Origin of the sequence: Paenibacillus kribbensis (genome assembly GCF_002240415.1) — a bacterium.
Lineage (GTDB): Bacteria > Bacillota > Bacilli > Paenibacillales > Paenibacillaceae > Paenibacillus > Paenibacillus kribbensis.
Map to the genome: position 1 here is coordinate 1,327,501 of NZ_CP020028.1, position 25,445 is coordinate 1,352,945.

Consider the following 25,445-nt stretch of genomic DNA (forward strand, 5'->3'; position numbering starts at 1 on the left):
CCGTAACTATAACGGTCCTAAGGTAGCGAAATTCCTTGTCAGGTAAATTCTGACCCGCACGAATGGCGTAACGACTTGGGCGCTGTCTCAACGAGAGATCCGGTGAAATTTTAATACCTGTGAAGATGCAGGTTACCCGCGACAAGACGGAAAGACCCCATGGAGCTTTACTGCAGCTTGATATTGAATTTGGGTACGATCTGTACAGGATAGGTGGGAGCCGTCGAGCCTTGAGCGCCAGCTTGAGGGGAGGCATCCTTGGGATACCACCCTGATCGTATCTAGGTTCTAACTTGGTACCGTAAGCCGGTACGAGGACAGTGTCAGGTGGGCAGTTTGACTGGGGCGGTCGCCTCCTAAAGAGTAACGGAGGCGCCCCAAGGTTCCCTCAGAATGGTTGGAAATCATTCGAAGAGTGCAAAGGCAGAAGGGAGCTTGACTGCGAGACCTACAAGTCGAGCAGGGACGAAAGTCGGGCTTAGTGATCCGGTGGTACCGCATGGAAGGGCCATCGCTCAACGGATAAAAGCTACCCTGGGGATAACAGGCTTATCTCCCCCAAGAGTCCACATCGACGGGGAGGTTTGGCACCTCGATGTCGGCTCATCGCATCCTGGGGCTGAAGTAGGTCCCAAGGGTTGGGCTGTTCGCCCATTAAAGCGGTACGCGAGCTGGGTTCAGAACGTCGTGAGACAGTTCGGTCCCTATCTGTCGTGGGCGTAGGAAATTTGAGAGGAGCTGTCCTTAGTACGAGAGGACCGGGATGGACGTACCGCTGGTGTACCAGTTGTTTCGCCAGAAGCACAGCTGGGTAGCTATGTACGGAAGGGATAAGCGCTGAAAGCATCTAAGCGTGAAGCCCCCCTCAAGATGAGATTTCCCAATTAGTAAGACCCCTTGAAGACGACGAGGTAGATAGGTTGGGGGTGGAAGTGCAGCAATGCATGGAGCTGACCAATACTAATCGGTCGAGGGCTTATCCTAAAGATAGGACGCAATGGAGTTTCGGATCCAGTTTTCAGGGTGTAAGTTTGATATAGCGTAAGCTCAAGTGGCTTAGGCTGGACAAGCGAACACACAGCATTTGGCGATGCTGCTTCCTGAAAAAGAATTTGCGAGGCAAATTCATGTTTGGTGGCGATAGCGGAGGGGTTCCACACGTACCCATCCCGAACACGACCGTTAAGCCCTCCAGCGCCGATGGTACTTGGACCGCAGGGTCCTGGGAGAGTAGGACGCCGCCAAGCAAGCTTTATGATTATTATTCCCTGATAGCTCAGTTGGTAGAGCACTCGACTGTTAATCGAGTTGTCACAGGTTCGAGTCCTGTTCGGGGAGCCATATGGAGAGGTGTCCGAGTTGGCCGAAGGAGCACGATTGGAAATCGTGTAGGCGCCAAAAGCGTCTCGAGGGTTCGAATCCCTCTCTCTCCGCCAGAATTATTTTGTTGCATGGCCCGTTGGTCAAGGGGTTAAGACACCTCCCTTTCACGGAGGTAACAGGGGTTCGAATCCCCTACGGGTCATAAGTAGTACGGAGGCTTAGCTCAGCTGGGAGAGCATCTGCCTTACAAGCAGAGGGTCGGGGGTTCGATCCCCTCAGCCTCCACCATAAATAATTAAAAAGAATTCCCTTCTACTTTCGCGGGGTGGAGCAGTTCGGTAGCTCGTCGGGCTCATAACCCGAAGGCCGCAGGTTCAAATCCTGCCCCCGCAACCAATTAACTTTATTATGGAACTGTGGTGTAGAGGCCTAACATGCCTGCCTGTCACGCAGGAGATCGCGGGTTCGAATCCCGTCAGTTCCGCCATTTTTATAAAGTTGCATGACCCTGTTGGGAGCCATTAGCTCAGTTGGTAGAGCACCTGACTTTTAATCAGGGTGTCGAAGGTTCGAGTCCTTCATGGCTCACCATTTTTTGAAATTATATGTTATAATATAATTGTATTGCGGACGTGGCTCAGCGGTAGAGCATCGCCTTGCCAAGGCGAGGGTCGCGGGTTCGATTCCCGTCGTCCGCTCCATATTTGCGCCCTTAGCTCAGCTGGATAGAGCGTTTGACTACGAATCAAAAGGCCGGGAGTTCGAATCTCTCAGGGCGCGCCATTAACTTCATAAGCCGGTGTGGCGGAATTGGCAGACGCGCGCGACTCAAAATCGTGAGGGAAACCGTGGAGGTTCGAGTCCTCTCACCGGCATGTATTTCGGGATGTAGCTCAGCTTGGTAGAGCACCTGGTTTGGGACCAGGGGGTCGCATGTTCAAATCGTGTCATCCCGATTCAAAGGGAAAGTCGCTGGAAGCAGCGGCTTTTTTTATTGTCTTTATTATCTTTTTGTATAATTCAGTAATCTCCAGGTCACACTAACACAAAAAGTGGGACGGAAGGGATTACTGTGAAGCGATTAAGCTGGAAAAAACAAATGAAACGGCGCTGGAAACAGGGAAGAAGAACAGTATGGGCCTGCACCATTTTTGGAGTAGCTTGTTTGCTGGCTGGGTTGGGTATTCTGTTTTCAAGACATATGCAGGCTATGCTGTCACAGCCACTCGCTACTGCCGTTATGGCAGAGGTTGATATGGAGGAATCCTCACACACAACACCGGCTGAAGATCACTCCTCACAGATGCAGGTTTTGCAAAGCATACGTGCTTCCGGTATAAGCAGGAAAACTCACCTGTTAACTACCTATGTATGTGGTACGGAAACACTTTCCTTGGGAACGCTAAGCTCGCAGCAGCTGGAAAATTTACTGAAACAGCATCCCGACTGGAAGGGACGGCTTAATACTAAGGGAGAGGTATGGTTCGAGCGAAGGGTGGAAGACCTGTCAGAATCGTGTAAAGAGCACGGCTACATGGGCTTGAGCGCTGACGGACAACTCACTTTGTTTGAAGGGCCACCTAAAAAGGAGAAGGTGATACGGACTTTTTTCCAACTGGATGTAGACTCCATGGAAACGGCTTTGCCGGAAGGGGTGTATGAACAGCTGCAACAGGGAATCCGTGTACAGGATATAAACGAGTACAACAGTGTAATCTCTACTTTTAGTGACTTTGCGGTGGAACGAACACAGAGGGTATTAAAACAGCAATATTGATTAGAAGCAAGAGACGTCAGGCTTTTACCGATCAGGTGATGCTTGTGGCGTCTCTTTTTATGTTTTCACTGAGAGTTAAATTTTTTCCTCTATTAGATGCAAAGTTTTGTTATAATGAAATGAACGACACATATGTTCGCTTTGTATGGAATTTAGCCATAAATGTATTCAGGATAGAGTTGGCTGATGTTAGTTAACGCCATGGTTTAGCGATAAGGGAGAGATTTTTTTGCGTTTTCTAGGAATTGATCCGGGTATTGCTATTGTGGGCTTCGGATTTGTGGACAAGATTGGCAGTAAGGTGGTTCCTGTGCAGTACGGCTGCATTCAGACAGAAGCCCATACACCGGAAGAAGATAGGCTGCTTCATGTGTATGAAGGCATGCTGCAATTGATTGATAAATATAAGCCTGATGCGGTAGCGCTGGAGAAGCTTTTTTTTAATCGCAACGTTACGACTGCTATGTCTGTAAGTCAGGCGCGTGGTGTGCTGGTGCTGGCTGCAAGGCAACGTAATCTCCCTATTGGGGAATACACGCCGATGCAGATAAAGCAGGCTATTGTAGGGTATGGCAAGGCGGAGAAGAAGCAGGTGCAGGAGATGGTTAGAATGTTTCTAAAGCTCCAGGCTGTGCCTAAACCGGATGATGTAGCGGATGCTTTGGCGGTGGCTATTTGTCATGCGCATTCCTATGGACTAAATTCAAAATTAAATGAGGTATTGCGAAAATGATAGATTTCTTGCGTGGTTCTGTGGCTCACTTGGAAAATGAATATGTCGTTTTGGATGTGCAGGGGGTGGGATATCGGGTGTTCTGTCCGAATCCTTACGCCTTCGCCAAAACGGAAGGACCGGTGGTTATTTACATTCACCATCATGTGAGGGAAGATGCTATTTTACTGTTTGGGTTTGCAACCCGTGAGGAACAGCAATTATTTCGTAAACTGATTGATGTATCTGGTATTGGACCACGTGTGGCACTTGGGATTTTGGGAGGCGGTACGCCTGCTCATGTGGTGACGGCGATTTATCAGGAAAATATCACATTTCTCACCAAGTTGCCGGGAATCGGTAAAAAGACGGCGCAGCGCATGATTCTGGATTTGAAAGACAAGCTGGACGGTATTGGTTCGCTGGGGATGGTGACCGGACTGTTTGCAGAGCCTGTCGTGGAAGAGGGCGAGGGTTCGTATTGGGGCGAGGCACGTGAGGCGCTCAAGGCACTCGGTTACACAGATGCAGAGTTGGATAAGGTATGGAGCAGAATGAAGAAGGATGCGAAACCTGATGAATCTGCCGATATTTTGATGAAACGGGCTTTGCAACTGTTGTTTGCCGGATAGGACGCTGGTGTCCGTTGACAGAAGTCTGGTGAAAGAGGAGCGATGGAAAATGGATGATCGGATTATTTCCGCCAATTTGATGATGGAAGACCAGACGGCGGAGCTAAGCCTTCGCCCCCGTTATCTTAATGAATATATCGGGCAAAATCAGGTTAAGGAAAATTTGAAAGTTTACATTGAAGCGGCCAAAATGCGTAAAGAAGCGCTGGATCATGTACTGTTGTACGGTCCTCCCGGATTGGGTAAAACGACTCTCGCCAACATTATTGCGAATGAACTAGGGGTTAATTTGCGTACCACCTCAGGGCCTGCGATTGAAAGACCTGGAGACCTGGCAGCGCTGCTGACCAATCTTCAAGAAGGCGATGTTTTATTCATTGATGAAATTCATCGCCTCCATCGTACGGTGGAAGAAGTCATGTACCCGGCGATGGAGGATTTTGCGCTGGACATTATGATTGGTAAAGGCCCGAGTGCGCGTTCAGTTCGCCTGGATTTGCCGCCCTTTACCCTTATAGGGGCTACTACACGCGCTGGGCTGCTTTCTGCGCCGTTGCGCGACCGGTTTGGTGTTATCAGTCGATTGGAGTTCTATACGACGGACGAGCTGGCCTACATCGTATCCAGAAACGCGGATATTATGGAAGTTGAGATCGTTGGGGATGCAGCCGAAGAAATTGCATTGCGTTCACGGGGGACACCACGGATTGCGAATCGACTGTTAAAAAGGGTGCGTGATTTTGCCCAAGTTGCCGGAGACGGTATGATCCATTCAGAATTGGCCGCAGAGGCGCTGAAAAGACTTCAAATTGATCCGCTCGGACTGGATGAAATTGATCATAAAATGCTTAAGGCCATGATTCATTCATTTCGGGGTGGACCTGTGGGATTGGATACCATTGCTGCAACCATCGGTGAAGAGAGCCAGACGATTGAGGACGTGTATGAGCCTTATTTGCTGCAAATTGGACTTTTACAAAGAACACCTCGGGGACGTACGGTGACTCCAGCGGCATATGCTCACCTTGGAATCCCTATGCCAACGGATCCACGGTGACTAGAAATGGTGGGCTTTTGGCTTTTATTGCAAGAGCACAGCCCAAAGTACGGTTTTAAAGAGAAAGTAATTGAGATTAATTTACAGCGTAGCTACGCAATTATGGTAAGTGCGAAAGGGGAAGTACGATATAGTAAGTACGATATTGGTGGAATAGGATCGTTAGGGGAAAAGACCATTTGAGCAAGAATTGAGCGTGTTCAAATTTCGGTTTATTCCGCCGATGTATTTAAAGGGACAGGCGATGGTCGAGATCCCGCCAAATCATGCTTTATGCATGCTAGGATAGCCAGAATGGGGGGATTCAGAAATGAATGGAAAAGCATTGAACCGAAAAACAATTTTCAGTACATGGACGGGTCGGGCCAAACGAGCAGCAGCGATTATGGTATTAGCTACAGTTTGCATTCCCTGGTCTTCGTGTGTTCAGGCTGCTGCCGCCCAAGAAGATATTCGTGTAGTGATCTTTGCGGATCTAGGCAGTAAATATAAAGCAATAGTTCCCGCGGTAACCTTGAAATCATCAGAAGGTCTGAGTGTCGGACAGAACAGTGGAGGCAGTTATCAGGCTTGGATGGGACTACCGGACAGCACCGCTCGTTTTAGTGTAGACAGCTATCGGGTGAAGGTACTTGAAGGAAATGAAGCAGCAGCAATTAAAGCGGCTCAAATCCTGCAAAAGACGAATGATAAACCTACGGTTTTTATCGGTTCTAAAAACGGTAGCTCTGTCTATCAGGTGTACGCGGGAATTTATGCAAGTGAACAGTCCGCACAGGCTGCTGTACAGCGGATTTCTTCGGCAACCGGAACGCAGGCTGAAGTTAAGGGCAATAAGCACTGGTCTACAGGAAACTATGGAACCGAGCAGGAGGCAAATCTCGTTCGAGCGACAATTGCTGCGGCAGGCTTTGATGCTTTTACTGTGATTCAATCAAGAGGTCAGTATGCTGTGTGGGTTGGAGAAGAGAGTAACGACAGCAAGCTATCGACTTTAAAGACAGAGCTGGAGAGCAAGCAGCCCAAACTTACGTTATCTAAAGTTAGTGCTACTCAAACCGGACTCATGATAAGACAAGAAGCAGGAGTAACGACAGGCTCGCAAGCGATGTCACATTATATGCTGAGTGGCTCTAATAACAGCAAGGTCATTGTCAACGGCGGTAATAATGGGATTCAAGTGGTTGAAAGATCACAGCGTACATATCGCGGCGACATGGAGATTAGCATGACCTCAGGACAACTGGCGCTTGTTAATGACGTACCGCTCGAGCAGTATTTATATTCCGTGGTAGGAGCGGAGGTCTACTCCTCATGGCCTGCTGAAGCCCTCAAGGCTCAAGCGGTAGCGGCCCGCAGCTATGCCCTTGCCCAAGGCAATCGGTTTCAGATCGGGAACGTGGTGGATGGCACATTAAGTCAGGCTTACAATGGTAAAGGTTCGGAACATGCGAATGTCAATGAGGCTGTAGATGCCACGGCTGGTGAAGTGATTAAAAGCGGCGGCAAAGTGGTCGAAGCTGTATTTTCATCTAATGCGGGCGGTGTAACAGCAGATGCTTCCGAGGTATGGAACAGTGGTGGTGAAGCATTCGCCAGCGTAGACAGTTCGGGAGATACAACAGCGCAAAAAGGAGCACAGGAGTGGTATCATGTCCTTCTCTCCAGTGGCCAAACAGGTTATATACGTGAGGATAATGCCAAGGAGCTGGAGGGAGTCACAGAAGCAGGGTTAGACAAAATTACCGTTACTGCTGAAAATACCAATGTGCGCCCTATCCCCCAAATTCAGTCGGCAGTTGCACCAGTAGCCAAGGCGCAACCGGGTGAAGAGATGATTGTTTTGGAGAAGGTGCCTCAATCCGGAGACTATGCATGGGTGCGTGGACCTTTTACATCAGCGCAAATTGCTAAATCACTACAAGGGAAAGTAACGGGTACAGTACCAGCCTCAATTAATCATCTGGATGTTACCAAACGCGGTCCGTCAGGGCGTGTGCTGGAGGTTGAAGCCAACGGGTCACCTTTGGCGGTAAAATACCCCGATATGTATCGTTCAGCGATGGGGGGATTGCCTAGCACTCTGTTTGATATTGCGAGTACCGGCAGTTATACTGTATTAGGCGCAGATGGGGCTACTTCTCATATAAGTGGCACGCAAGGAACTCAAATTCTGTCAGCATCCGGGAGCAGCACTTCAAGCGGTAACGGGGTGATCGTCATGAATGAAGACCGTCATGCACGAGTCATTGACAAAACACAAAGCTTTATTTTTACAGGTAAAGGAAATGGCCATGGGTTGGGCTTGTCGCAATGGGGAGCCAACGGTTTGGCCGAGCAGGGGTATGATTACAAGAAAATTTTGCAACACTATTACAAAAATGTGGATATAGTTAAGGAATGACCAATATATGAACGTAAACGACTATGATTTTGAATTACCTGAAGCATTAATTGCTCAGACGCCTTTGCTGGAGCGGAGCGCTTCCAGATTGCTGACGCTGAACAAGAATAACGGCGAAGTGGAGCATCATACATTTTCGGATATTGTCCAGTATCTCAGTCCGGGGGATACGCTGGTATTGAACGATACGCGAGTGATTCCTGCACGTTTGTTCGGCATCAAGGAAGATACCGGAGCTAAGGCCGAGGTGTTGCTGCTTAAGCAACTGGAGGGAGACCGGTGGGAAGCATTGGTAAAACCCGGTAAGAAGCTGAAAAAGGGAGCTGTTATCGTTTTCGGTGATGAGTTGAAGGCAGTTATTGAGGAAGAAGGAGATATGGGGGGAAGGGTGCTTTCCTTTTCTTATGAAGGTATTTTTCAAGAGATATTGGACCGCCTTGGACAAATGCCGCTTCCGCCCTATATCAAGGAGCAACTGGATGATCGCGAGCGCTATCAGACGGTTTATGCTCGGCACGAAGGTTCTGCTGCGGCTCCTACGGCAGGACTGCATTTTACAGAACAATTGCTGGACCAAATTAGGGAGAAGGGTGTTTCCATTGCTTTTGTCACACTTCATGTTGGCTTAGGGACGTTCAGACCGATGTCGGTGGATACGATTGAAGAGCATGTCATGCACGAAGAATATTACTCATTGTCACAGGAAACGGCGGATATACTCAATGCAACCAAGGCGCGCGGTGGAAGAGTCGTGGCAGTGGGGACAACCAGTTGCCGAACGCTGGAGACGGTGGGCAATACATTTGCAGATGGAGTATTGCAGGCTAGCAGCGGCTGGACACAGATTTTTATTTACCCAGGCTATGAATTCCGTGTGGTGGATGCAATGATTACGAATTTCCATTTGCCTAAATCCACCCTGGTTATGCTGGTCAGCGCACTGGCGGGCAGGGAGAATATTATGCATGCTTACCAGGAGGCGATTGACCGCGAATATCGGTTTTTTAGCTTCGGGGACGCAATGTTCATTTATTAATTAAGGATGGTAGAGAAAATATGGCACCAGCAATAAGATACGAACATATTAAAACCTGCAAGCAATCAGGAGCTCGCCTCGGGCGTGTGCATACACCTCACGGAGTTATTGAGACACCAACCTTTATGCCTGTGGGGACGCAAGCTACAGTCAAGACGATGAGTCCTGAGGAATTGAAGGAGATGGATGCTCAAATTATTTTGAGTAACACGTACCATCTGTTTCTTCGTCCCGGTCATGATATTATTCGTGAAGCGGGTGGACTGCACAAGTTTATGAATTGGGACCGTCCTATTTTAACGGATAGTGGCGGATTCCAGGTGTTTTCCTTAAGTGAAATGCGTAAGATCTCAGAGGAGGGTGTTCATTTTCGCTCTCATTTAAATGGAGATAAGAAGTTTCTTTCGCCGGAAGTGGCAATGGAAATTCAAAACTCGCTTGGCTCGGATATTATGATGGCCTTCGATGAATGTCCACCGTTCCCGGCTGAGTATGAATACGTGAAAAAGTCATTGGAACGCACCAGCCGTTGGGCTGAGCGTTGTTTGGAGGCACATGCGCGTCCTCATGATCAAGGGCTGTTCGCCATTGTACAAGGAGGTATGCATGAAGATCTACGCAAGCAAAGTGCGGCAGATTTGACTTCCATGGATTTCCCGGGGTATGCTATTGGTGGACTGAGTGTGGGGGAACCAAAGCATTTGATGTATGAAGTGCTCGATTATACTGTTCCGCTGCTTCCTACCAACAAGCCACGTTATTTGATGGGCGTAGGTTCGCCGGATGCCTTGATTGAAGGTTCTATCCGTGGTGTGGATATGTTCGATTGTGTACTTCCAACCCGGATTGCCCGCAACGGGACAACGATGACAAGTCAAGGTCGTCTTGTCGTTCGTAATGCCAATTTTGCAAGCGATTTTGGCCCGCTTGATCCGGCTTGTGATTGCTACACTTGTCGCAATTATTCACGCGCGTACTTGCGACATTTAATTAAAGCAGATGAAACCTTCGGGCTCCGACTGACAACGTATCATAACTTGCATTTCCTAATACAATTGATGCGCAATGTCAGACAAGCGATTATGGATGACAGACTGCTTGATTTCCGCGATGAATTTTTTGAGCAGTACGGTCTTCATGATAATGATAAAGGCTTTTAAGTTTTAGGGGAGATTTGAAAGGGGGATTTAACGTGTTTCAATTTGCTACAGCTGCGGCTGCACCCGGTGGAGCTGGGGGACTTTTTCAAATGATCTGGCCACTGGCTCTGATGTTTGTAATCTTTTATTTCTTGCTGATTCGTCCGAATCAGAAAAAACAAAAGCAGCGTCAATCGATGCTTCAAGCTTTGAAAAAGGGAGATAAGGTGATAACAATCGGAGGTCTTCACGGTACAATTGTGGAGATTACGGACGATGTGGTTGTTTTGCGTGTGAATGATGTGACGAAGCTGACCTTTGACCGCAGTGCAATCAGTAATGCGATTGCAAAAGATACTGCAGCTGAGGAAGCTGTTTCTAAGTCGTAGAATCTGCCGATTGTCATGTGAAAACCGAGCCTTTGAGGAGGCTCGGTTTTTTTGTGTTGCTTCGTTACACGGGCTGGTACACTTTTTTTGAAATTTGATTATTTACTAAGGTTAATCCCGAACATCCCGCCTCCCGCGCCTATGACAAAGGCAATTCCTAAGTGCAATAGGTCCTTAGCGTTCATGCCCGCATCCAGTGCCAGAAAACCGACCAGAAGAACGATAAGGCCATACAGGATGCCTGTAATGCCGCCTTGATACCAGCCTTTGTTGGTTGATCTTTTACCTGCGACGAAACCGCCTGATAGCATAGCGAATGCGTGAACGATGTACGTATACAAGGATAAGTCCTGTTCCTGCATTTGTGTCAGCCACAACAGTAGTGAAAGAATCAATGCGCCAAGCAGCATCCATGCAAAAGCATAAAACAAGCCGGATAAAATGGGATGGGCCAGACGAAACGAACACCAGCGGCGAATGAGCTCCATTGATAATTCCTCCTGTACCAAGGTTTGAACTATTATCATTCTATGGTCAAGCCTTCAGGCTTAGTACCAAGTCGCAAGCAGTCTTTCTCTTTATTTCAATAATTTAGCCTTTTGTTTTTTGTATGAGTCAAGTGGGGAACGGCCAGAATACATGTACAATGAACCATTAATGTCTTGTCGCAAAGTACAGGGGAGGAGGCGAACATATTGAGTCACGATATTTTTGCTCATATTTTTCGGACGCTGCTCATGTATTTTATTGTATATCTGGTGATGCGCTTGATGGGTAAAAGGGAGATCGGAAAATTGTCTGTATTCGACCTCGTCATATCCATTATGATTGCGGAAATTGCTGTATTCAGCCTGGAGGATATAAAACGTCCACTTTATGAAGGGTTGATTCCTTTAGGAGTACTCTTGGTTTTGCAAATTGGGATTTCCTATTTCAGTCTTAAAAGCCGACGTCTGCGCCTGCTATTCGATGGCCGGCCCAGTGTATTGTACTCCAATGGACAACTAAACAAGGATGAAATGGCTAAGCAACGCTACAATTTAGATGATTTGTTGTTACAGCTTCGTGAACAAAATTTTGAAAGTCTGGATGAAGTCGAATGTGTTATTTTGGAAACCACAGGCAAGCTCACGGTGGTAGCTAAGGATGAGAAAGATGGAGATGCAGAGTTAGACAAAATGAGACAGGATTTAAGTCAAAGGAATTTGACGAACATTGAGCAACAGGTGGAAAAAGTTCATCCTACTCCTCAAATCGGCGGGAAGTTTAGATATGAAGGCCTGCCGGTTCCATTAATTATGGATGGCAAGGTGCTGGACCGAAATTTGGAGCGGATGGATATGAACCGATTTTGGCTTAAAAATCAGATTCAAGCGAAGGGTCACAAAGATTTTAAAGATGTTTTCTTATGCACTGTGAATCATAGAGGTCATGTATATGTTACGCCACCGGCCTTTGGGGAATCTTCGGATTAGATTTCTTTGGCTTTAAACCATCTTCTCAGAATGGGAATGCGGGTAAGGTTGTCCCAGTCAATCATTTTGATTGAGGTCATCAGGAAAAGGTACAGGATAATCCCCACTCCTGCGGCAAAAATAAATTGAAGCCACATTTGGTTGAACACTGCCAGATGTCTGTAAACATATAATACCGCAGCTGCCATAATGATCATCCCTGCCCCGGTTTTCCAGAAATCAAGCAAACGCACGCGGAAGCGAAGTAGTCTGCTGACACTGAAGCCATGCAGAAGGGTGACAATGGCATTGTTAATGCAGATGGCGATGACCGCTCCGTAGATACCATACTGAGGCTGAGAAGCAAGCCATACGATAAGCACAATTTTGATAACGGCTCCGACAAAGGTGTTAAATAAAGCACTCCCGGGACGATCCAGGGCTTGAAGTGCCGCCTGAAGCGGAGCCTGGATGTACATAAACAGGGCAAAGGGCGCCATGAGTTTAAGCATGCCTGCTATATCGCCATTATTGTAGAGTAACAGACACAGAGGCTCTGCCAGCACGTACATGATAACGGCGAATGGGGCTCCTGCAACCAAAGCAAGCCGAAGCGACTGATGCAAACGTTTGTGAATGGCGGTAATGTGTCCTTTGGCAGCTGCTTCAGATAAGGAAGGGACGAGTGAAACAGCCAGTGAACTGGTGAGGACACCTGGCAGTAATAATACAGGAATGACCATGCCCTGCATGGCCCCATACTGTGCGGTTGCAATACCAGTTGCAATGCCTGCTGCGGCGAGGCTGCGCATGCATAAAATGGATTCGAGCAAATAGGACAAGGAGCCGACGAGCCTCCCAGCCGTAACGGGAACAGATATAGACATAAGACGTGACAAAACGGATGATTCCTCAGGACGAGCCTCAGAGGACAAAGATGTCTTCGTTTGAGGGGGAGAACCATCGCTTCGCTGGTTCATGACGTATTGCCATAGCAGCACAACCATACCAACCAGTTCGCCCGCCAATGCACCGAGCATGGCTCCTGCAGCAGCGTAGGCAACACCGTAAGGAAGAAGCAAGTATGCAAACCAAATGACGCAAAAAATGCGCATAACAGTTTCGGCAATCGAGGAGCTGGCGGACGGAATCATATTTTGTTTTCCCTGAAAATAGCCCCTGTAGGCAGAGGATACAGCAACGATAACAATCATTGGACTCATGCTAATAAATGTATAATACACACGGCTGTCGGTCAGGATGTGGTTTGTGATCCAAGAGGCGAATACAAGACATAGTACCATAGCGAGCAGGCTGAGCGTAATGGTAAAGCGCAGGCTGGTGTGTAAAATACGCCTTGACATTTCGGGTTGTCCCGCAGTTTCAGCTTCGGCCACAAGTTTGGCTACTGCAAGTGGGATTCCCCCGGTAATAAGAGTCACCAGCACGATAAAAAAGGGATACCCCTGTTGGTATAAGCCGACTCCTTCGGGTCCGATAATACGCGGGAGCGCGATTCGCGGAATGAAGCCCAGTAGCCGATTGATGATTCCCGCTGCCAATAAAATAATTGCTCCATGGATGAATGTCTGCTTTTTCAATCGCAACTCCCTCTTCCCCCAAATGTAATTCTCCATCTATGCGTTACTTTAGAAGATATGCCAGACCTGTCCATGTTCATGACAAGCTTTTCGGATTAAAAGCAGAACAATCCAGGCAAGCAGAGGGAAGGTGGTGAATTCTGCTATTGACGAGCGAAATGAATGCATATATTGTTGATTTACGGCTATTTTCGACAAAAAGAAGGATTTTCCAAGATCAGGATAGAATTGTTATATAAAGCAGTCAATGATCCCGCTAATTGCTGATTTGCGGAAACGGAGTCGCTGGGAGGAGGAACGACCATCGTGGGTATGGAAGAGCTGGATGAGCAGGATTGGGATGACGCCATAGAGATGCTGTGTCAAAGCAAGGCAGACGAGTTGGTTCTCGTAGGCTATGAGCATGTCACAAGTAAGGACGTATGGAATTGTGTTAGCCATAAATATGAAAAGGAGGGGATTCCTCCGCTGCACAAGCTCGTTAACGATATACTTTCCCTTAAAGCGACGAGCTTTATGAACTATTTGACGATGTCCGCATTACGGGGCTCCACTTTCGAATAGAAGGGAGTCTTTTTTTGCGTTCAAATTGACTGCTTTTTGAGGGGTAGCTATAATAGGAATATTGAGAATGAAAGGGGAACATGGGACGGAATGAAAAGAATTCTAAGTTTCATCGTGGTCGTGCTCATAACAACTGGTGTTATGGTCGGGACAAGCCCGGGCCTACTGAACAGTTTAAAACTAGGCCTCGATTTAAAGGGAGGCTTTGAAATTTTATATGAAGCCCAGCCTTTGGAAGCAGGGCAGCGTGTCACCAGCCAGTCTCTTATACAAACAGCTCAAAGTCTGGAGAGACGGATTAACGCGCTTGGTACGACTGAGCCGGAAGTAACAACAGAGGGCAGCAACCGTATTCGCGTGCGGCTTGCTGGTGTCTCTAATGAAGCAGAAGTTCGCTCCATGCTGAAAAAGCCTGCCGAGCTGACATTCCGCAGCGCAACGGCAGCGGATGCTAAAAAGCCGGGTCAATACAGCAAAATTGAGCTCCGCGGTAATGATTTTGTGGAGAATGGTGCTGTTGTTGGCTATAACCAGCTGAACCAGCCTGAAATTAGCATCAAAGTGAAGGACAAAGCCAAATTTGCAGAGATCACAAAGCGGCTTCTTAACAAAGAGTTAGCTATTTTCTTGGATAATGATTTACTATCTGCACCGACAGTACGTGGAGAATTGACGGATGGCAGTGCCTCGATTACAGGTAATTACACTCGTGAAGAAGCGAACAAGCTGGCAGATACGATAAACCTGGGAGCTCTTCCGCTTAAACTTACGGAAAAATATTCTCAGAGCGTAGGTGCTACATTGGGTCAGCTGTCACTGGATCAAACGATCCGTGCTGGCTTGATCGGCTCGATCATTATTCTGGTATTTATGATTGCGATGTTCCGTGTACCAGGAATAATTGCCAGCTTCTGTCTCATCGTTCATACCTGGTTGGTGCTTGCGATCTTCTATTTGGGTGGCTTCGTGCTTACGCTTCCGGGTATCGCAGCCTTCGTGCTCGGGATCGGGATGGCGGTCGATGCCAATATCATCACGTATGAACGGATTAAAGAAGAAATCAAGTCAGGCAAAACGATTCGTTCTTCTGTCATCGCAGGCAGTAAGGCCTCGTTCCGTACTGTTATGGATGCCAATATTACGACAATTATAGCAGCAGCAGTCATGTTTGGACTGGGAACAGGTTCCGTTCGTGGATTCGCTCTCGTACTCATCGTTGATATTGTCACCAGTATCTTGACAAATATCTTCTTCTCCCGCTTCTTGCTCAATCTGCTGGTTAAAGCGGATGCTGTGAAGAAGCCAAGTTATTTTGGTGTGAAGGAGAGTGATATCAGTGCGCTTTAATTGGGACTATAAATATGTCAAGATGAGCAAGTGGTTTTATACCTTTTCGATTATTATCACATTGCTCGGTATTTTGAGTTTGTCAATATTCGGTTTGAATTACGGGGTTGATTTCCGTTCCGGCTCCAACGTGGATGTCAATTTGACCAAGGTAGTTACGCAGGAGCAGATTCAAACTTTGCTGGACAAGAAGGGAATCGGCAAAGAGGTAGATTATACACCGGGTAAAGAGCGCTTCGGCATTCGTTTTTCACAGGTATTGACGGACCAGCAAGTGAATGATTTTAAAACCTCTTTCAATAAAGAGCTTGATCCAAAGGCTTCATTTGAGGTCAATACGGTAGATACGGAAATGGCCCAAGAACTGGAGCGAAATGCAATCTGGGCAATCTTGCTGGCCTCAGTGGCCATCGCTGTCTATATCTCGATCCGGTTTGAATGGCGTTTTGCCGTTGCAGCTATTGTTTCGTTGCTGCATGATGCGTTTCTTGTCATCAGTATTTTCTCCATTTTCCGCCTTGAGGTGGATTTGACCTTTATTACTGCAATTCTGACGATTGTCGGTTTCTCCATCAATGATACTGTCGTTATTTTTGACCGTATTCGGGAAAATCTGCGATTTGCGAAAAAGAAATCCAGAGCCGACTTGGAGCAGGTAGTCGATCATAGTATTGCCCAGACAATGACGCGTTCACTCGCAACCGTGTTTACTGTGTTTATTGCTTCCGTGTGCTTGTTCATTTTTGGGGGCGAGTCGATTCGGATGTTCTCGCTTGCGATGGTTATCGGCTTGCTGTTTGGTGCTTATTCTTCCATTTTCATTGCCAGCCCGCTGTGGGTAGCTTTGAAAGGGAAACAAAAAACGCCGACTGCTGGCGGTGGCACGGTCAAAACTGCAAAGTCTTAAGTTACGCAAATATCAGTAGTATAATTTTAAGAGAAAGCCGCGTCTGCTTGGGCGCGGTTTTCTAAGGTTTGGAGATTTACCTTGAGTAGATGCCCGGGAGCGGCCCATGTATCGTTTGTTTTGAGGGATTCGATTGATTTGGAATGGAGCTTACTGAGAAATGGTCAGTTCAGGATTGAGGGGGAAACGTTGTGAATAGCGAACGCAGCCGATCATTAGAAACTGCAGCGTGGAGCGGGATTGTTGGTAATCTCGCACTTGCTGTTCTCAAAGGGACTGTCGGTTATGCGGCAAACAGTAAAGCATTGTTGGGGGATGCACTGCACACGGCTGCGGATAGTGCTTTCCGTTTGCAGGACCTGTTTTCCAAAGGTGGTACAGGACACGGGGTGCTGGCACGGCTGCGAAATGGTGAAAAGGTTCGGACTGTCATTTCTGTGGTGCTGTCTATTTTAGTACTGATGAGTGGTCTCCAGCTAGCGATCTCGGCTGTCCGCTCATTGAGCAGCCCGGAACCACAGGCTCCCGATCTGTATGCATTAATTACTGCTTTTGTTGCTTTGGTGCTGAGAGAGGCGTTATTTCAGTTTCAGTATCGCTACTCGATTAAGCATGGTCATAAAGCGGAAGCAGATCTGTACGCTAATCATGAACGATACTCGCTGTATGCATCACTGATTGCATTGATCGGCATGATCGGTGCAATGACTGGTAAAGCGATGGAGTGGCCGGCATTGTTATATCTTGATCCAACCGCAGCTTTGCTGGTAGCTTGTATGGTATTGCGTAAGGGTTATCTGATGGTGATGAACACCGCTTATCAGGCACCGGCGAGGCCCTTGCGGGAGGAAGACTCCCGAGGTTTTATGGAGACGATTCAACGGGTGTATGGTATTGTAACGATTGAACATTTCCATGCCCAGGAAGCGGGCCATTTCATAACAGTGGATGTAACGATTAGTGTAAATCCTCGGATTACGGTGCAGGAAGCACAGCAAATTGCCGATCGGGCTAAAAATTTACTGCTGACCCGTTTTCCACAGGTGACCCATGTACAAATGCAGTTCATTCCCTATCAAGCCGGATATCCTTACAAATCCAATCATGAACTGCCGGATAATGATGTGTCGTCCTTGCTGCAATAATGCAAGGCGATGATGAAAGAAAGGTGAACAGGATTGCTTCATTCGCAGTACAGATGGAAGACCCCGGAAATTAATCTGGCGGCGGCTCAGTCGTTAACAGAAGAGCTGGGGATTTCACCATTGTTGTCCCGGCTTTTAGTGAACCGGGGCGTCACTACAGCCGGGGAAGCAAACCGCTTTTTGTACGGAAGTGTGGATGATATACACGACCCTTATCTGCTTCTTGGCATGAAAGAGGCCGTGCCTAGAATTCGCAAGGCTCTGGAGCACGGAGAGCATATATTAATCTATGGCGATTATGATGCAGACGGAGTATCCAGTACATCATTGATGATTCAGCTTATGCGTTTCCTAAAGGCCTCTTATGATATTTATATTCCCCACCGTTCCAATGAGGGATACGGCCTGCACAATCATGCCCTGGATTGGGCTCATCAGCAGGGAGTTACGCTGGTCATTACGGTAGATACTGGAATTAGTGCAGTTGAGCAAATTGATTATGCAACATCCTTGGGTATCGATGTTATTGTGACCGATCATCATGAGCCGCCTGCTGTGCTTCCAAAGGCGTATACCTTGATTAATCCGAAGCTGCCCGGTTGTCCATACCCATTTAAAGGCCTTGCAGGTGTTGGTGTTGCTCTTAAGCTGGCGCAGGCACTGCTGGATGAGGTGCCTGAGGAATGGTTTGAAATCGCTGCTATTGGTACGGTAGCGGATTTGATGCCGTTACATGGCGAGAACCGGGCGATGGTACGTAGAGGGATTCAATCGATGAAAAGCTCTGCGTTTCCTGGGATTCGGGCGTTGCTTGGTGTAGCAGGTGTGGATATGCCTACAGTAACTTCTGTCAACATCGCATTTGCCTTGGCACCGCGTATTAATGCCAGTGGACGTCTGGATCATGCGGGACGAGCGGTTTCCCTGCTGACGACAGAACAAGAAGAAGAAGCGGATCAACTAGCGCATGCGCTCGATCTGCTTAACCGTGAGCGTCAACAGGTGGTCGAACGAATTGTGGAGCAAGCTGAGCAGCAGCTGGCGGCCAAGCTGAATGGAGGCAAGCTCCCCTCAGTTATTGTTTTGGCCGGTGAAGGCTGGAACGTGGGGGTCGTCGGCATTGTGGCGTCCAAGCTATTGGAACGCCATTATCGTCCAACCATTATTCTTGGGATAGATGCCGAGACAGGTATGTGTAAAGGTTCTGCTCGTTCTATCCCTGCATTGGATATCTACAGTGCTCTTACCGACAGCCATGAGCTGATGGAGCATTTTGGTGGTCATCCTTCGGCTGCGGGTATGACGCTGAGCCGTGACAATCTGGAATTGTTCGAGGAGCGGCTTAACCGCTACGCCGGTTCAATTTTGATACCGGAAGACCTTATTCCGGTAGCTGAAGCAGATATGGTTTGTCGTCTGGACGAGGTATCTTTACAGGCGGTTGAAGAACTGGAATTGTTGCAACCTTTTGGTATGGGGAACCCTTCTCCACGATTCGTATTACAGGGTCTTCAATTACGCGAGGCTCGTAAAATGGGACGTGAGAAAAATCATGTGAAGCTTCTGCTGGAACAGAACGGACAATCGCTGGATGCGATTGCCTTTCAGCGTGGCGATTTGGCTGATTTTTTACAGCAGCAAACCGAGCTGGACCTGCTGGGTGAGCTGTCCATTAATGAGTGGAATGGCAAACGGTCTCTCCAACTGATGATGCAGGATATTCGTGTGCAGGCCCCGCAAATTTTTGATTATCGCGGAGTCTCGAATCCTATTGCCGAGTTGGAACGAGGCTTGAACATTTTTCATCCGCGTGTAGAGGAGAGAAAAAATGACGTTGCGGTGTTGGTACATCCGTCATCCACACTTCGTCCAACGGGTTCTGTGAACACTGAATTCATATGGTTATACGATAAGGATGGTACTGTTACTCCCAGCAATGGTCAAAGGGATGTGCAGCAATCTGTGAAGGCACTGTTCGTGCTGGAGCCACCGGAAACGCCGGAGCAGCTACAGGCAGTATGGTCTACCTTTGAAAATGTAGAAAATGTATTTCTCCTGCACTCGGTCAGTGAACGTGCTGGTCGGCTCGTAATCCCTGACAGGGAGCTGTTCAAGCGTATTTATGTTGTGCTTTCCCGCATGGGAACACAGCCTGTTGACGAAAAAGCAATGCTGCCTGCTCTTAGTCGGCAGTGCTCCTGTTCAGTACGTATGTTATCCAAAGTGCTGGACATCTTCGAGGAGCTTGAGTTTATGACGCGTGCAGAAGGGCAATTTTGTTTTGTGCCCAATCCGCCCAAGCGCGATTTAACGACTTCTCCGCGCTATCAGGAATTATATGATATGGCTGAGATGGAGCGTTATTTACTGGATTCGGATACAACACAGATGACGAATTGGATCATGTCGCTGATGAAGGGCGCGTCTTAGGGTATAGTCTCAAGCTTAAGTTGTAGAATGGATATACTAATTTAGAAGTTTACAGTAGGAGGAACTAAGTTGGACTACAAAGAATATATTCGAGTGATTCCCGATTTTCCACAACCAGGGATTAGTTTTAAGGACATTACGACCTTGATGAAAAACGGTGAGCTGTACCGCAAGGCAATCAACGATATGAAGGAACTGGTATCGGATTTGAAAATTGATTTGATTGCGGGTCCCGAGGCACGCGGATTTGTCGTAGGTGCGCCCCTGGCCTATGCTCTTGGCGTTGGTTTTATTCCTATTCGTAAAAGTGGAAAGCTGCCTGGGGAAACCATTGAAGAAGCATATGGTTTGGAATATGGCAAGGATATGCTTGCTATGCATAAGGATGCTATTGAGCCAGGGCAAAATGTATTGATTGCAGATGACCTGCTTGCTACAGGTGGAACCATTGCTACATCTGTGAACTTGGTGCGTCAGCTTGGTGGAAATGTGGTGGGAGCTGCTTTTCTTATAGAGCTGTCTGAACTCAACGGTCGGGCAAAACTGCCTGACGTAGATGTGTTCACCCTGATTAAATATTAGGACTTTGGAAATCCGGGGTTTTCCCGGGAAATATTTATGCATGGATCACCTAAATAGTCCGATGGAACATCTCTTTATCTAAAGAGTTGCTCCATCGGACTATTTTGTTTTGTGTAATACATTAGGTGGAGCAGCGCTTTGCTGCCATGAATCAGGATATCCAGCAGATAGTAGTAGAGGTACAGGAGGTTTCTTCAGCTTCAGAGGAAATGACAGCAAGTTCTGAGGTAGTTGCGGCATCCATTAGTTATCTTGCCGATATTGCTAAAGCTTCTTCTGAACGTGCTGGGCAAGCCGCTGACCGATCCCAACGTCAGTTGAATGCTTTGGAGGGTCTGGATAGCTCGGCCAAGTCGCTTACAGATGTTTCTGACACATTCAACCAGGTGTTATCCCGTTTTCGTGTGTGATTTTAATCTTAAATTATAAGATATGAATTAAAAAAACGCCGTCCACGCAGGTACGAACCAACACTCTTGGATGTTAGACAAGTGCGTGATGGACCCGTATCTCATAGAGTCGGCGTTTTCATGTAAAGGAACAGGTACTAATCCGGTGTTTTTTCCGTTAAAGGCTCCTGTGTTTTATCATTCGACCAGCCGAGCACGTCAATCAGCTTGAAGAACAGGCTGAGGACGATGCCGATGATTGTTGCCAGCGCCATACCTTTCAGGGTAACTGCGCCCCAAGTGAGTGTCGTACCGCTGATTCCGACAACAAGTACGATGGTAGCGAGCAGCATATTGGTCGGTTTGGCGAAATCCACCTTTTGCTCGACAAAGATTCTCAGACCAGAGGCAGCGATGACACCGAACAACAGCAAGGATACGCCGCCCATGACTGGAGCCGGGATGTTCGAAACAATTGCTGAGAAGGTGCCTGAGAAGGAGAGCAGGATGGCAATCACTGCGGCTCCGCCAATGACCCAAACAGAGTACACCTTCGTTAGTGCCATGACACCGATGTTTTCACCATAGGTTGTATTGGGCGTAGAGCCGACAAAGCCGGAAATCACAGTGGAAATACCGTTACCCAACAGTGAACGATGCAGGCCGGGATCTTTGGACAGCTCGCGTCCGACAATGTTGCTGGTTACGAGCAAATGACCAATATGCTCCACGATGACGACCAGTGCGACAGGAAGAATTGTCAGCATAGCCGAAGTATTAAATACTGGAGTGGTAATGACAGGATGTCCAAACAAGGGAGCATCCGCAATGGCCTGTGTATTGACCATACCCATAAAATAAGCAAGCACATAGCCGACCACAATACCGATCAAGATATGGATGATTTTGGCAAATCCACGGAACAGTACCGCACCCAGAATAGTGACTCCGAGTGTAACAAGGGAAAGGGTAATGGTTTTGGGATCTGGAGACCATGCTTTAGTAGGGTCCGAATTGATAATGCCTGCCATGCCTGCTGCAACCGGAACCAGCTCCAGTCCGATCAGAGCTACAATGGAGCCCATGACTGCGGGTGGGAATACCACGTCCAGCCAACGGGTTCCAGCATATTTGATCACCAGTGCGACCAGGCAAAAAATAACACCCGTTGCGATGAAAGCACCGAGGGCCATAGCGTAACCGTTAACGCCTGGATTGCTTTTAAGCACAAGACTAACGGGAGCGATAAAAGCGAAGCTGGAGCCGAGATAGGCGGGAATTTTGCCACGGCAGATCCATATGTACAGCAGTGTGCCAATACCGTTCATCAGCAAAATCATGCCGGGATCGACACCGAAAATATTCGGCACCAGCACGGTGCTGCCAAACATGGCAAACAAATGCTGTAGGCTGAGCAGGAACCCGGGTCCTGCCGGAAGCTTTTCATTAACTTGAATTTCGCGTTGCAACGCAGTTCACTCCTTAGTTCGTTCAATTATTCTTATATACATTAATTACTTTTCGTAATTTTTTCAATACAATTCGTCTTATTTCGTCAACATTCCTGATTTGCTGGTCTATTTGTGACGGAATAACACGACAATACCCAACCTGTAATAGTTGACGTGTGACGTAGTAACCGTCATAATTATAGGAAATCACTTTTAAAAGGGAACCTTTGCGCGACATTGATCGGCGGGTTCCATTTTGCATAGAAAGGACACGGAATAGAGCAGAATGGGGATAGAGCAATTACTTAAAAAGGCCGGGGCCTATACCAGAGAAGCAGATCTTATCCGCATCAGGGACGCCTATGATTTTGCCGAGCAGGCCCATTCGGGGCAGACGCGCAAGTCCGGTGAACCTTATATTCTGCATCCGCTTGCGGTTGCTGATATCGTCGTTAATATGCAGATGGATACCATCTCCATTATCGCCGCTCTTTTGCATGATGTTGTGGAGGATACGACGGTGTCTTTGGCGCAGATTCGCGAGCATTTTGGCGATACATGTGCGATGCTTGTCGATGGTTTGACGAAGCTGGAGCGTATCCAGTTCCGTTCCAAGGAAGAACAGCAGAACGAAAATTATCGAAAAATGTTTATTGCTATGGCACAGGACATTCGTGTCATTGTTATTAAGCTGGCGGACCGTTTGCATAATATGCGCACCTTGAAATATCAGTCGGAGGAAAGCCAGCGCCGAATTGCTTATGAAACGCTGGAGATTTTCTGCCCGATTGCGAACCGCTTGGGTATTTCAGCGATTAAATGGGAAATGGAAGATATTGCTCTTCGCTATCTGAATCCTCAGCAGTATTATCGCATCGCCAATTTGATGCATAAGAAACGGGCAGAGCGGGAGCAATTTATTGATAATGTTATTGTACGTATCAGGGAGAAACTGGAAGAAATGGGCATTCAGGCTGATCTTTCCGGGCGTCCCAAGCACATTTACAGTGTGTTTAAAAAAATGACAACGAAGAACAAGCAATTCAATGAAATATATGATTTGCTGGCGATTCGTATTATTGTGGATAATATTAAGGACTGTTATGCCACTCTGGGGATTATCCATACGTTGTGGAAGCCTATGCCTGGACGGTTTAAGGACTATATTGCCATGCCTAAGGCCAATATGTATCAGTCCCTTCATACAACAGTCGTGGGCCCCAACGGGGAACCTACCGAGGTGCAAATTCGCACGGTGGATATGCATCGCACAGCTGAATTCGGGATTGCGGCCCATTGGGCTTATAAAGAAGGCAACGGAGCCAATAACACGAACTTTGAGGATAAAATCACTTTTTTTCGAGAAATTCTGGAGCTGCAAAATGAGGCGAAGGACGCGTCGGAATTTGTGGAATCGCTCAAAATGGACTTTTTCTCGGACCTTGTGTTTGTGTTCACTCCAAAAGGGGAAGTCATTGAGCTGCCTGCCGGATCGGTTCCGCTGGACTTTGCTTTCCGTATTCATACTGAAGTTGGTAACCGAACGATTGGCTCCAAGGTAAATGGAAGAATTGTGCCCCTGGACTATCGGCTTAAAACCGGCGATATCGTCGAAATTATGACGTCCAAGCATTCTTATGGACCTAGTCAGGACTGGATCAAAATTGCCCAGTCCTCTCACGCGCGCAGTAAAATCAAGCAATGGTTTAAGAAAGAAAAGCGCGAGGAGAATATCGAAAAAGGCCGTGAGAATCTGGAGCGTGAGCTCAAAAAACGCGATATAGAGCCTTCGGTATGGATGAGTGACGATAAGCTTCAGGAAGCGGCAGCAAAATTCTCTTTCAACGATATAGAGGATATGCTGTCTGCGATTGGCTTTGGCGGCATCACCGCAGCTCAGGTCTGTACACGCCTGACAGAGAAGCTGCGCAAGGAGCAGGAAGAGGCACGGCTAATCGAGCTAACCACCGAGGTCAAGGAGTACAAGCCGCAGGGCGAACGTAAAAAAACACCGACCAACGGCGTCAGCGTCAGAGGAGTCGACAATTTACTCGTTCGTTTTGCACGATGTTGCAATCCCGTGCCGGGAGACGACATTATCGGTTATGTAACACGTGGCCGCGGCGTATCGGTTCACCGGACAGATTGCCCGAATATTCCTGCGGGTACGGGGGAAGATCAGGCTCGTGTGATCGAGGTTGAGTGGGAGGAAGCAGCAGAGGTCAATTACAGCGTCGATATTGAGATTACAGGACATGACCGCAACGGTCTGCTGAACGAAGTGCTTCAGGCTATATCCGAGAACAAAACCAGCTTCTCGGCCGTCACAGGCCGTACCGACAAAAACAAAATGGCGATGATTCACATTACGATTCTCATTCGCAATACGGATCATTTGCATTCTGTTGTCGAACGGATCAAACGGGTGAAAGATGTATATACCGTGCATCGGATTATGCAATAGCCTTGTAAGCGTGAAAAAAGGCTTGTAGCCTTGTGTAGCGTATTTGGGTATAAAGCCCCCCATAGGTCGCTATGAGAAGTCGTGCTGCGGCTGCAAGCACCTTTTAAAGGGGAAAGTTAAAGGAGACAGCGGATAGTCGATGAAAATCATCATTCAGCGCTGTAAAGACGCTCAGGTAACGGTTAATCAAAAGGTGGTCGGCAAGATTGGAGCCGGATTAATGCTGCTGGTCGGTATAGGTCAGGGAGATACGGCGGCTGATGCCGTTTACTTGGCGGATAAAACAGCGGGATTACGTATATTTGAGGATGCTGAAGGAAAAATGAACGACAGTGTGCTGGATGTCGGCGGGTCCATTTTGTCGGTCTCTCAGTTTACATTGTATGGTGACTGCCGTAAGGGGAGAAGGCCCAACTTTATGGGAGCGGCCAAGCCTGAGGATGCAGAGAAGCTGTATGATTTTTTCAACAGCCAGCTTCGAGCCAAAGGCTTGGAGGTCGAGACGGGCATTTTTGGAGCGATGATGGATGTATCATTAACCAACTGGGGCCCGGTGACGCTGATTCTGGATAGCGAACGTTCGTAGGTACACGTTGTTGGTTCGTGGGCATGGATCAGCACGAAGCAGAATAAAATGACCGT

21 protein-coding genes, 11 tRNA genes and 2 rRNA genes (1 of these 34 running past the window's edge) are annotated in these 25,445 nt (G+C 47.7%); 31 read left to right on the forward strand and 3 right to left on the reverse strand.

Features of this window, described 5'->3' with window-relative positions; genetic code table 11:
• The 21 genes from B4V02_RS06090 to yajC all read left to right on the forward strand — a co-directional run.
• A 23S ribosomal RNA gene (locus B4V02_RS06090) occupies positions 1–984 on the forward strand; it begins 1,944 nt to the left of the window's first position.
• 146 nt (positions 985–1,130) lie between these two features.
• Positions 1,131–1,247: ribosomal RNA gene (gene rrf, locus B4V02_RS06095) — 5S ribosomal RNA — on the forward strand.
• 18 nt (positions 1,248–1,265) lie between these two features.
• Positions 1,266–1,341, forward strand: a tRNA-Asn gene (locus tag B4V02_RS06100).
• Positions 1,342–1,344: 3 nt separating this feature from the next.
• Positions 1,345–1,436, forward strand: a tRNA-Ser gene (locus B4V02_RS06105).
• Between the two features lie 17 nt (positions 1,437–1,453).
• Positions 1,454–1,525, forward strand: a tRNA-Glu gene (locus tag B4V02_RS06110).
• A 10-nt stretch (positions 1,526–1,535) separates the two neighbouring features.
• Positions 1,536–1,611 (forward strand) — tRNA-Val (locus B4V02_RS06115).
• Positions 1,612–1,642: 31 nt separating this feature from the next.
• Positions 1,643–1,719, forward strand: a tRNA-Met gene (locus tag B4V02_RS06120).
• A gap of 14 nt (positions 1,720–1,733) precedes the next feature.
• Positions 1,734–1,810 (forward strand) — tRNA-Asp (locus B4V02_RS06125).
• 28 nt (positions 1,811–1,838) lie between these two features.
• Positions 1,839–1,914 (forward strand) — tRNA-Lys (locus tag B4V02_RS06130).
• 35 nt (positions 1,915–1,949) lie between these two features.
• Positions 1,950–2,024, forward strand: a tRNA-Gly gene (locus B4V02_RS06135).
• A gap of 5 nt (positions 2,025–2,029) precedes the next feature.
• A tRNA-Arg gene (locus B4V02_RS06140) sits at positions 2,030–2,106 on the forward strand.
• Positions 2,107–2,118: 12 nt separating this feature from the next.
• A tRNA-Leu gene (locus tag B4V02_RS06145) sits at positions 2,119–2,198 on the forward strand.
• 7 nt (positions 2,199–2,205) lie between these two features.
• Positions 2,206–2,279: transfer RNA gene (locus tag B4V02_RS06150), tRNA-Pro, on the forward strand.
• A 116-nt stretch (positions 2,280–2,395) separates the two neighbouring features.
• Entirely contained in the window at positions 2,396–3,100 is a 705-nt protein-coding gene (locus tag B4V02_RS06155) for a BofC C-terminal domain-containing protein (RefSeq protein ID WP_007431678.1), read from the forward strand.
• Between the two features lie 229 nt (positions 3,101–3,329).
• Positions 3,330–3,833 carry a crossover junction endodeoxyribonuclease RuvC gene (gene ruvC, locus B4V02_RS06160; protein WP_007431677.1) on the forward strand — a complete coding sequence of 168 codons (504 nt, stop codon included), beginning with the start codon at positions 3,330–3,332 and terminating at the stop codon, positions 3,831–3,833.
• Positions 3,830–4,444 (forward strand): Holliday junction branch migration protein RuvA, encoded by a 615-nt coding sequence (ruvA, locus tag B4V02_RS06165; RefSeq protein ID WP_094154117.1) that lies wholly within the window; start codon positions 3,830–3,832, stop codon positions 4,442–4,444. The genes ruvC and ruvA overlap by 4 nt, the downstream gene beginning before the upstream one ends.
• Before the next feature lie 49 nt (positions 4,445–4,493).
• Positions 4,494–5,501: a Holliday junction branch migration DNA helicase RuvB gene (gene ruvB / locus B4V02_RS06170; protein WP_007431675.1), complete on the forward strand. Its 1,008-nt coding sequence runs from the start codon at positions 4,494–4,496 to the stop codon at positions 5,499–5,501.
• A gap of 310 nt (positions 5,502–5,811) precedes the next feature.
• A complete protein-coding gene (locus B4V02_RS06175) occupies positions 5,812–7,905 on the forward strand; it encodes a SpoIID/LytB domain-containing protein (RefSeq protein WP_094154118.1) in 2,094 nt (697 codons plus the stop codon).
• A 7-nt stretch (positions 7,906–7,912) separates the two neighbouring features.
• Positions 7,913–8,941, forward strand: coding sequence for a tRNA preQ1(34) S-adenosylmethionine ribosyltransferase-isomerase QueA (gene queA, locus B4V02_RS06180; protein ID WP_007431673.1), 1,029 nt, complete (start codon positions 7,913–7,915; stop codon positions 8,939–8,941).
• Between the two features lie 20 nt (positions 8,942–8,961).
• Positions 8,962–10,101: a tRNA guanosine(34) transglycosylase Tgt gene (gene tgt, locus B4V02_RS06185; protein ID WP_007431672.1), complete on the forward strand. Its 1,140-nt coding sequence runs from the start codon at positions 8,962–8,964 to the stop codon at positions 10,099–10,101.
• 32 nt (positions 10,102–10,133) lie between these two features.
• On the forward strand, positions 10,134–10,469 hold the full coding sequence (gene yajC, locus B4V02_RS06190; protein WP_094154119.1) for a preprotein translocase subunit YajC: 336 nt from the start codon (positions 10,134–10,136) through the stop codon (positions 10,467–10,469).
• 98 nt (positions 10,470–10,567) lie between these two features.
• Here the strand turns inward: yajC and B4V02_RS06195 are convergent, their stop codons facing one another.
• Positions 10,568–10,957 carry a TIGR04086 family membrane protein gene (locus B4V02_RS06195; protein WP_007431670.1) on the reverse strand — a complete coding sequence of 130 codons (390 nt, stop codon included), beginning with the start codon at positions 10,955–10,957 and terminating at the stop codon, positions 10,568–10,570.
• Between the two features lie 207 nt (positions 10,958–11,164).
• Here B4V02_RS06195 and B4V02_RS06200 point away from each other — a divergent pair, with 207 nt between their 5' ends.
• Positions 11,165–11,944, forward strand: coding sequence for a YetF domain-containing protein (locus B4V02_RS06200; RefSeq protein WP_094154120.1), 780 nt, complete (start codon positions 11,165–11,167; stop codon positions 11,942–11,944).
• Here B4V02_RS06200 and spoVB read toward each other — a convergent pair.
• A complete protein-coding gene (gene spoVB, locus B4V02_RS06205; protein WP_094154121.1) occupies positions 11,941–13,524 on the reverse strand; it encodes a stage V sporulation protein B in 1,584 nt (527 codons plus the stop codon). The two genes, B4V02_RS06200 and spoVB, sit on opposite strands and share 4 nt — an antisense overlap.
• Positions 13,525–13,830: 306 nt before the next feature.
• Between spoVB and B4V02_RS06210 the strand changes: the two genes are divergently transcribed.
• The 7 genes from B4V02_RS06210 (at position 13,831) to B4V02_RS06240 (ending at position 20,909) form a co-directional block, all read left to right on the forward strand.
• The gene (locus B4V02_RS06210) at positions 13,831–14,088 is read left to right on the forward strand and encodes a post-transcriptional regulator (RefSeq protein ID WP_007431667.1); all 258 of its coding nucleotides are present in this window, start codon (positions 13,831–13,833) and stop codon (positions 14,086–14,088) included.
• A 90-nt stretch (positions 14,089–14,178) separates the two neighbouring features.
• Positions 14,179–15,435 carry a protein translocase subunit SecD gene (gene secD, locus B4V02_RS06215; RefSeq protein WP_094154122.1) on the forward strand — a complete coding sequence of 419 codons (1,257 nt, stop codon included), beginning with the start codon at positions 14,179–14,181 and terminating at the stop codon, positions 15,433–15,435.
• Positions 15,425–16,342, forward strand: a complete 918-nt coding sequence (gene secF, locus B4V02_RS06220) for a protein translocase subunit SecF (protein ID WP_084011920.1) — start codon at positions 15,425–15,427, stop codon at positions 16,340–16,342. Before secD ends, secF begins: the two co-directional genes overlap by 11 nt.
• Before the next feature lie 191 nt (positions 16,343–16,533).
• Positions 16,534–17,487 carry a cation diffusion facilitator family transporter gene (locus tag B4V02_RS06225; protein ID WP_094154123.1) on the forward strand — a complete coding sequence of 318 codons (954 nt, stop codon included), beginning with the start codon at positions 16,534–16,536 and terminating at the stop codon, positions 17,485–17,487.
• Positions 17,488–17,520: 33 nt separating this feature from the next.
• Entirely contained in the window at positions 17,521–19,917 is a 2,397-nt protein-coding gene (recJ, locus tag B4V02_RS06230; protein WP_094154124.1) for a single-stranded-DNA-specific exonuclease RecJ, read from the forward strand.
• A 69-nt stretch (positions 19,918–19,986) separates the two neighbouring features.
• Positions 19,987–20,499: an adenine phosphoribosyltransferase gene (locus B4V02_RS06235; protein ID WP_007431662.1), complete on the forward strand. Its 513-nt coding sequence runs from the start codon at positions 19,987–19,989 to the stop codon at positions 20,497–20,499.
• A gap of 146 nt (positions 20,500–20,645) precedes the next feature.
• Entirely contained in the window at positions 20,646–20,909 is a 264-nt protein-coding gene (locus B4V02_RS06240) for a hypothetical protein (RefSeq protein ID WP_244188463.1), read from the forward strand.
• Between the two features lie 137 nt (positions 20,910–21,046).
• On the opposite strand, the gene uraA is transcribed toward B4V02_RS06240, so the two are convergent.
• Positions 21,047–22,357 (reverse strand): uracil permease, encoded by a 1,311-nt coding sequence (gene uraA / locus B4V02_RS06245; RefSeq protein ID WP_094154125.1) that lies wholly within the window; start codon positions 22,355–22,357, stop codon positions 21,047–21,049.
• Between the two features lie 268 nt (positions 22,358–22,625).
• Here uraA and B4V02_RS06250 point away from each other — a divergent pair, with 268 nt between their 5' ends.
• Together B4V02_RS06250 and dtd are read left to right on the forward strand one after the other, a co-directional pair.
• On the forward strand, positions 22,626–24,803 hold the full coding sequence (locus B4V02_RS06250; protein ID WP_094154126.1) for a RelA/SpoT family protein: 2,178 nt from the start codon (positions 22,626–22,628) through the stop codon (positions 24,801–24,803).
• A gap of 139 nt (positions 24,804–24,942) precedes the next feature.
• Entirely contained in the window at positions 24,943–25,389 is a 447-nt protein-coding gene (dtd, locus tag B4V02_RS06255; protein WP_094154127.1) for a D-aminoacyl-tRNA deacylase, read from the forward strand.
• The last annotated feature ends 56 nt before the right edge of the window (positions 25,390–25,445 follow it).

What these genes read in the sequence shown, in the direction of transcription:
- ruvB (WP_007431675.1), top strand. Translation starts at nt 4,494, where the DNA reads ATGGATGATCGGATTATTTCCGCCAATTTGATGATGGAAGACCAGACG.
- B4V02_RS06195 (WP_007431670.1), bottom strand. Translation starts at nt 10,957, where the DNA reads ATGGAGCTCATTCGCCGCTGGTGTTCGTTTCGTCTGGCCCATCCCATT.
- secD (WP_094154122.1), top strand. Translation starts at nt 14,179, where the DNA reads ATGAAAAGAATTCTAAGTTTCATCGTGGTCGTGCTCATAACAACTGGT.
- B4V02_RS06240 (WP_244188463.1), top strand. Translation starts at nt 20,646, where the DNA reads ATGAATCAGGATATCCAGCAGATAGTAGTAGAGGTACAGGAGGTTTCT.
- queA (WP_007431673.1), top strand. Translation starts at nt 7,913, where the DNA reads ATGAACGTAAACGACTATGATTTTGAATTACCTGAAGCATTAATTGCT.
- dtd (WP_094154127.1), top strand. Translation starts at nt 24,943, where the DNA reads ATGAAAATCATCATTCAGCGCTGTAAAGACGCTCAGGTAACGGTTAAT.
- B4V02_RS06175 (WP_094154118.1), top strand. Translation starts at nt 5,812, where the DNA reads ATGAATGGAAAAGCATTGAACCGAAAAACAATTTTCAGTACATGGACG.
- B4V02_RS06250 (WP_094154126.1), top strand. Translation starts at nt 22,626, where the DNA reads ATGGGGATAGAGCAATTACTTAAAAAGGCCGGGGCCTATACCAGAGAA.
- tgt (WP_007431672.1), top strand. Translation starts at nt 8,962, where the DNA reads ATGGCACCAGCAATAAGATACGAACATATTAAAACCTGCAAGCAATCA.
- ruvA (WP_094154117.1), top strand. Translation starts at nt 3,830, where the DNA reads ATGATAGATTTCTTGCGTGGTTCTGTGGCTCACTTGGAAAATGAATAT.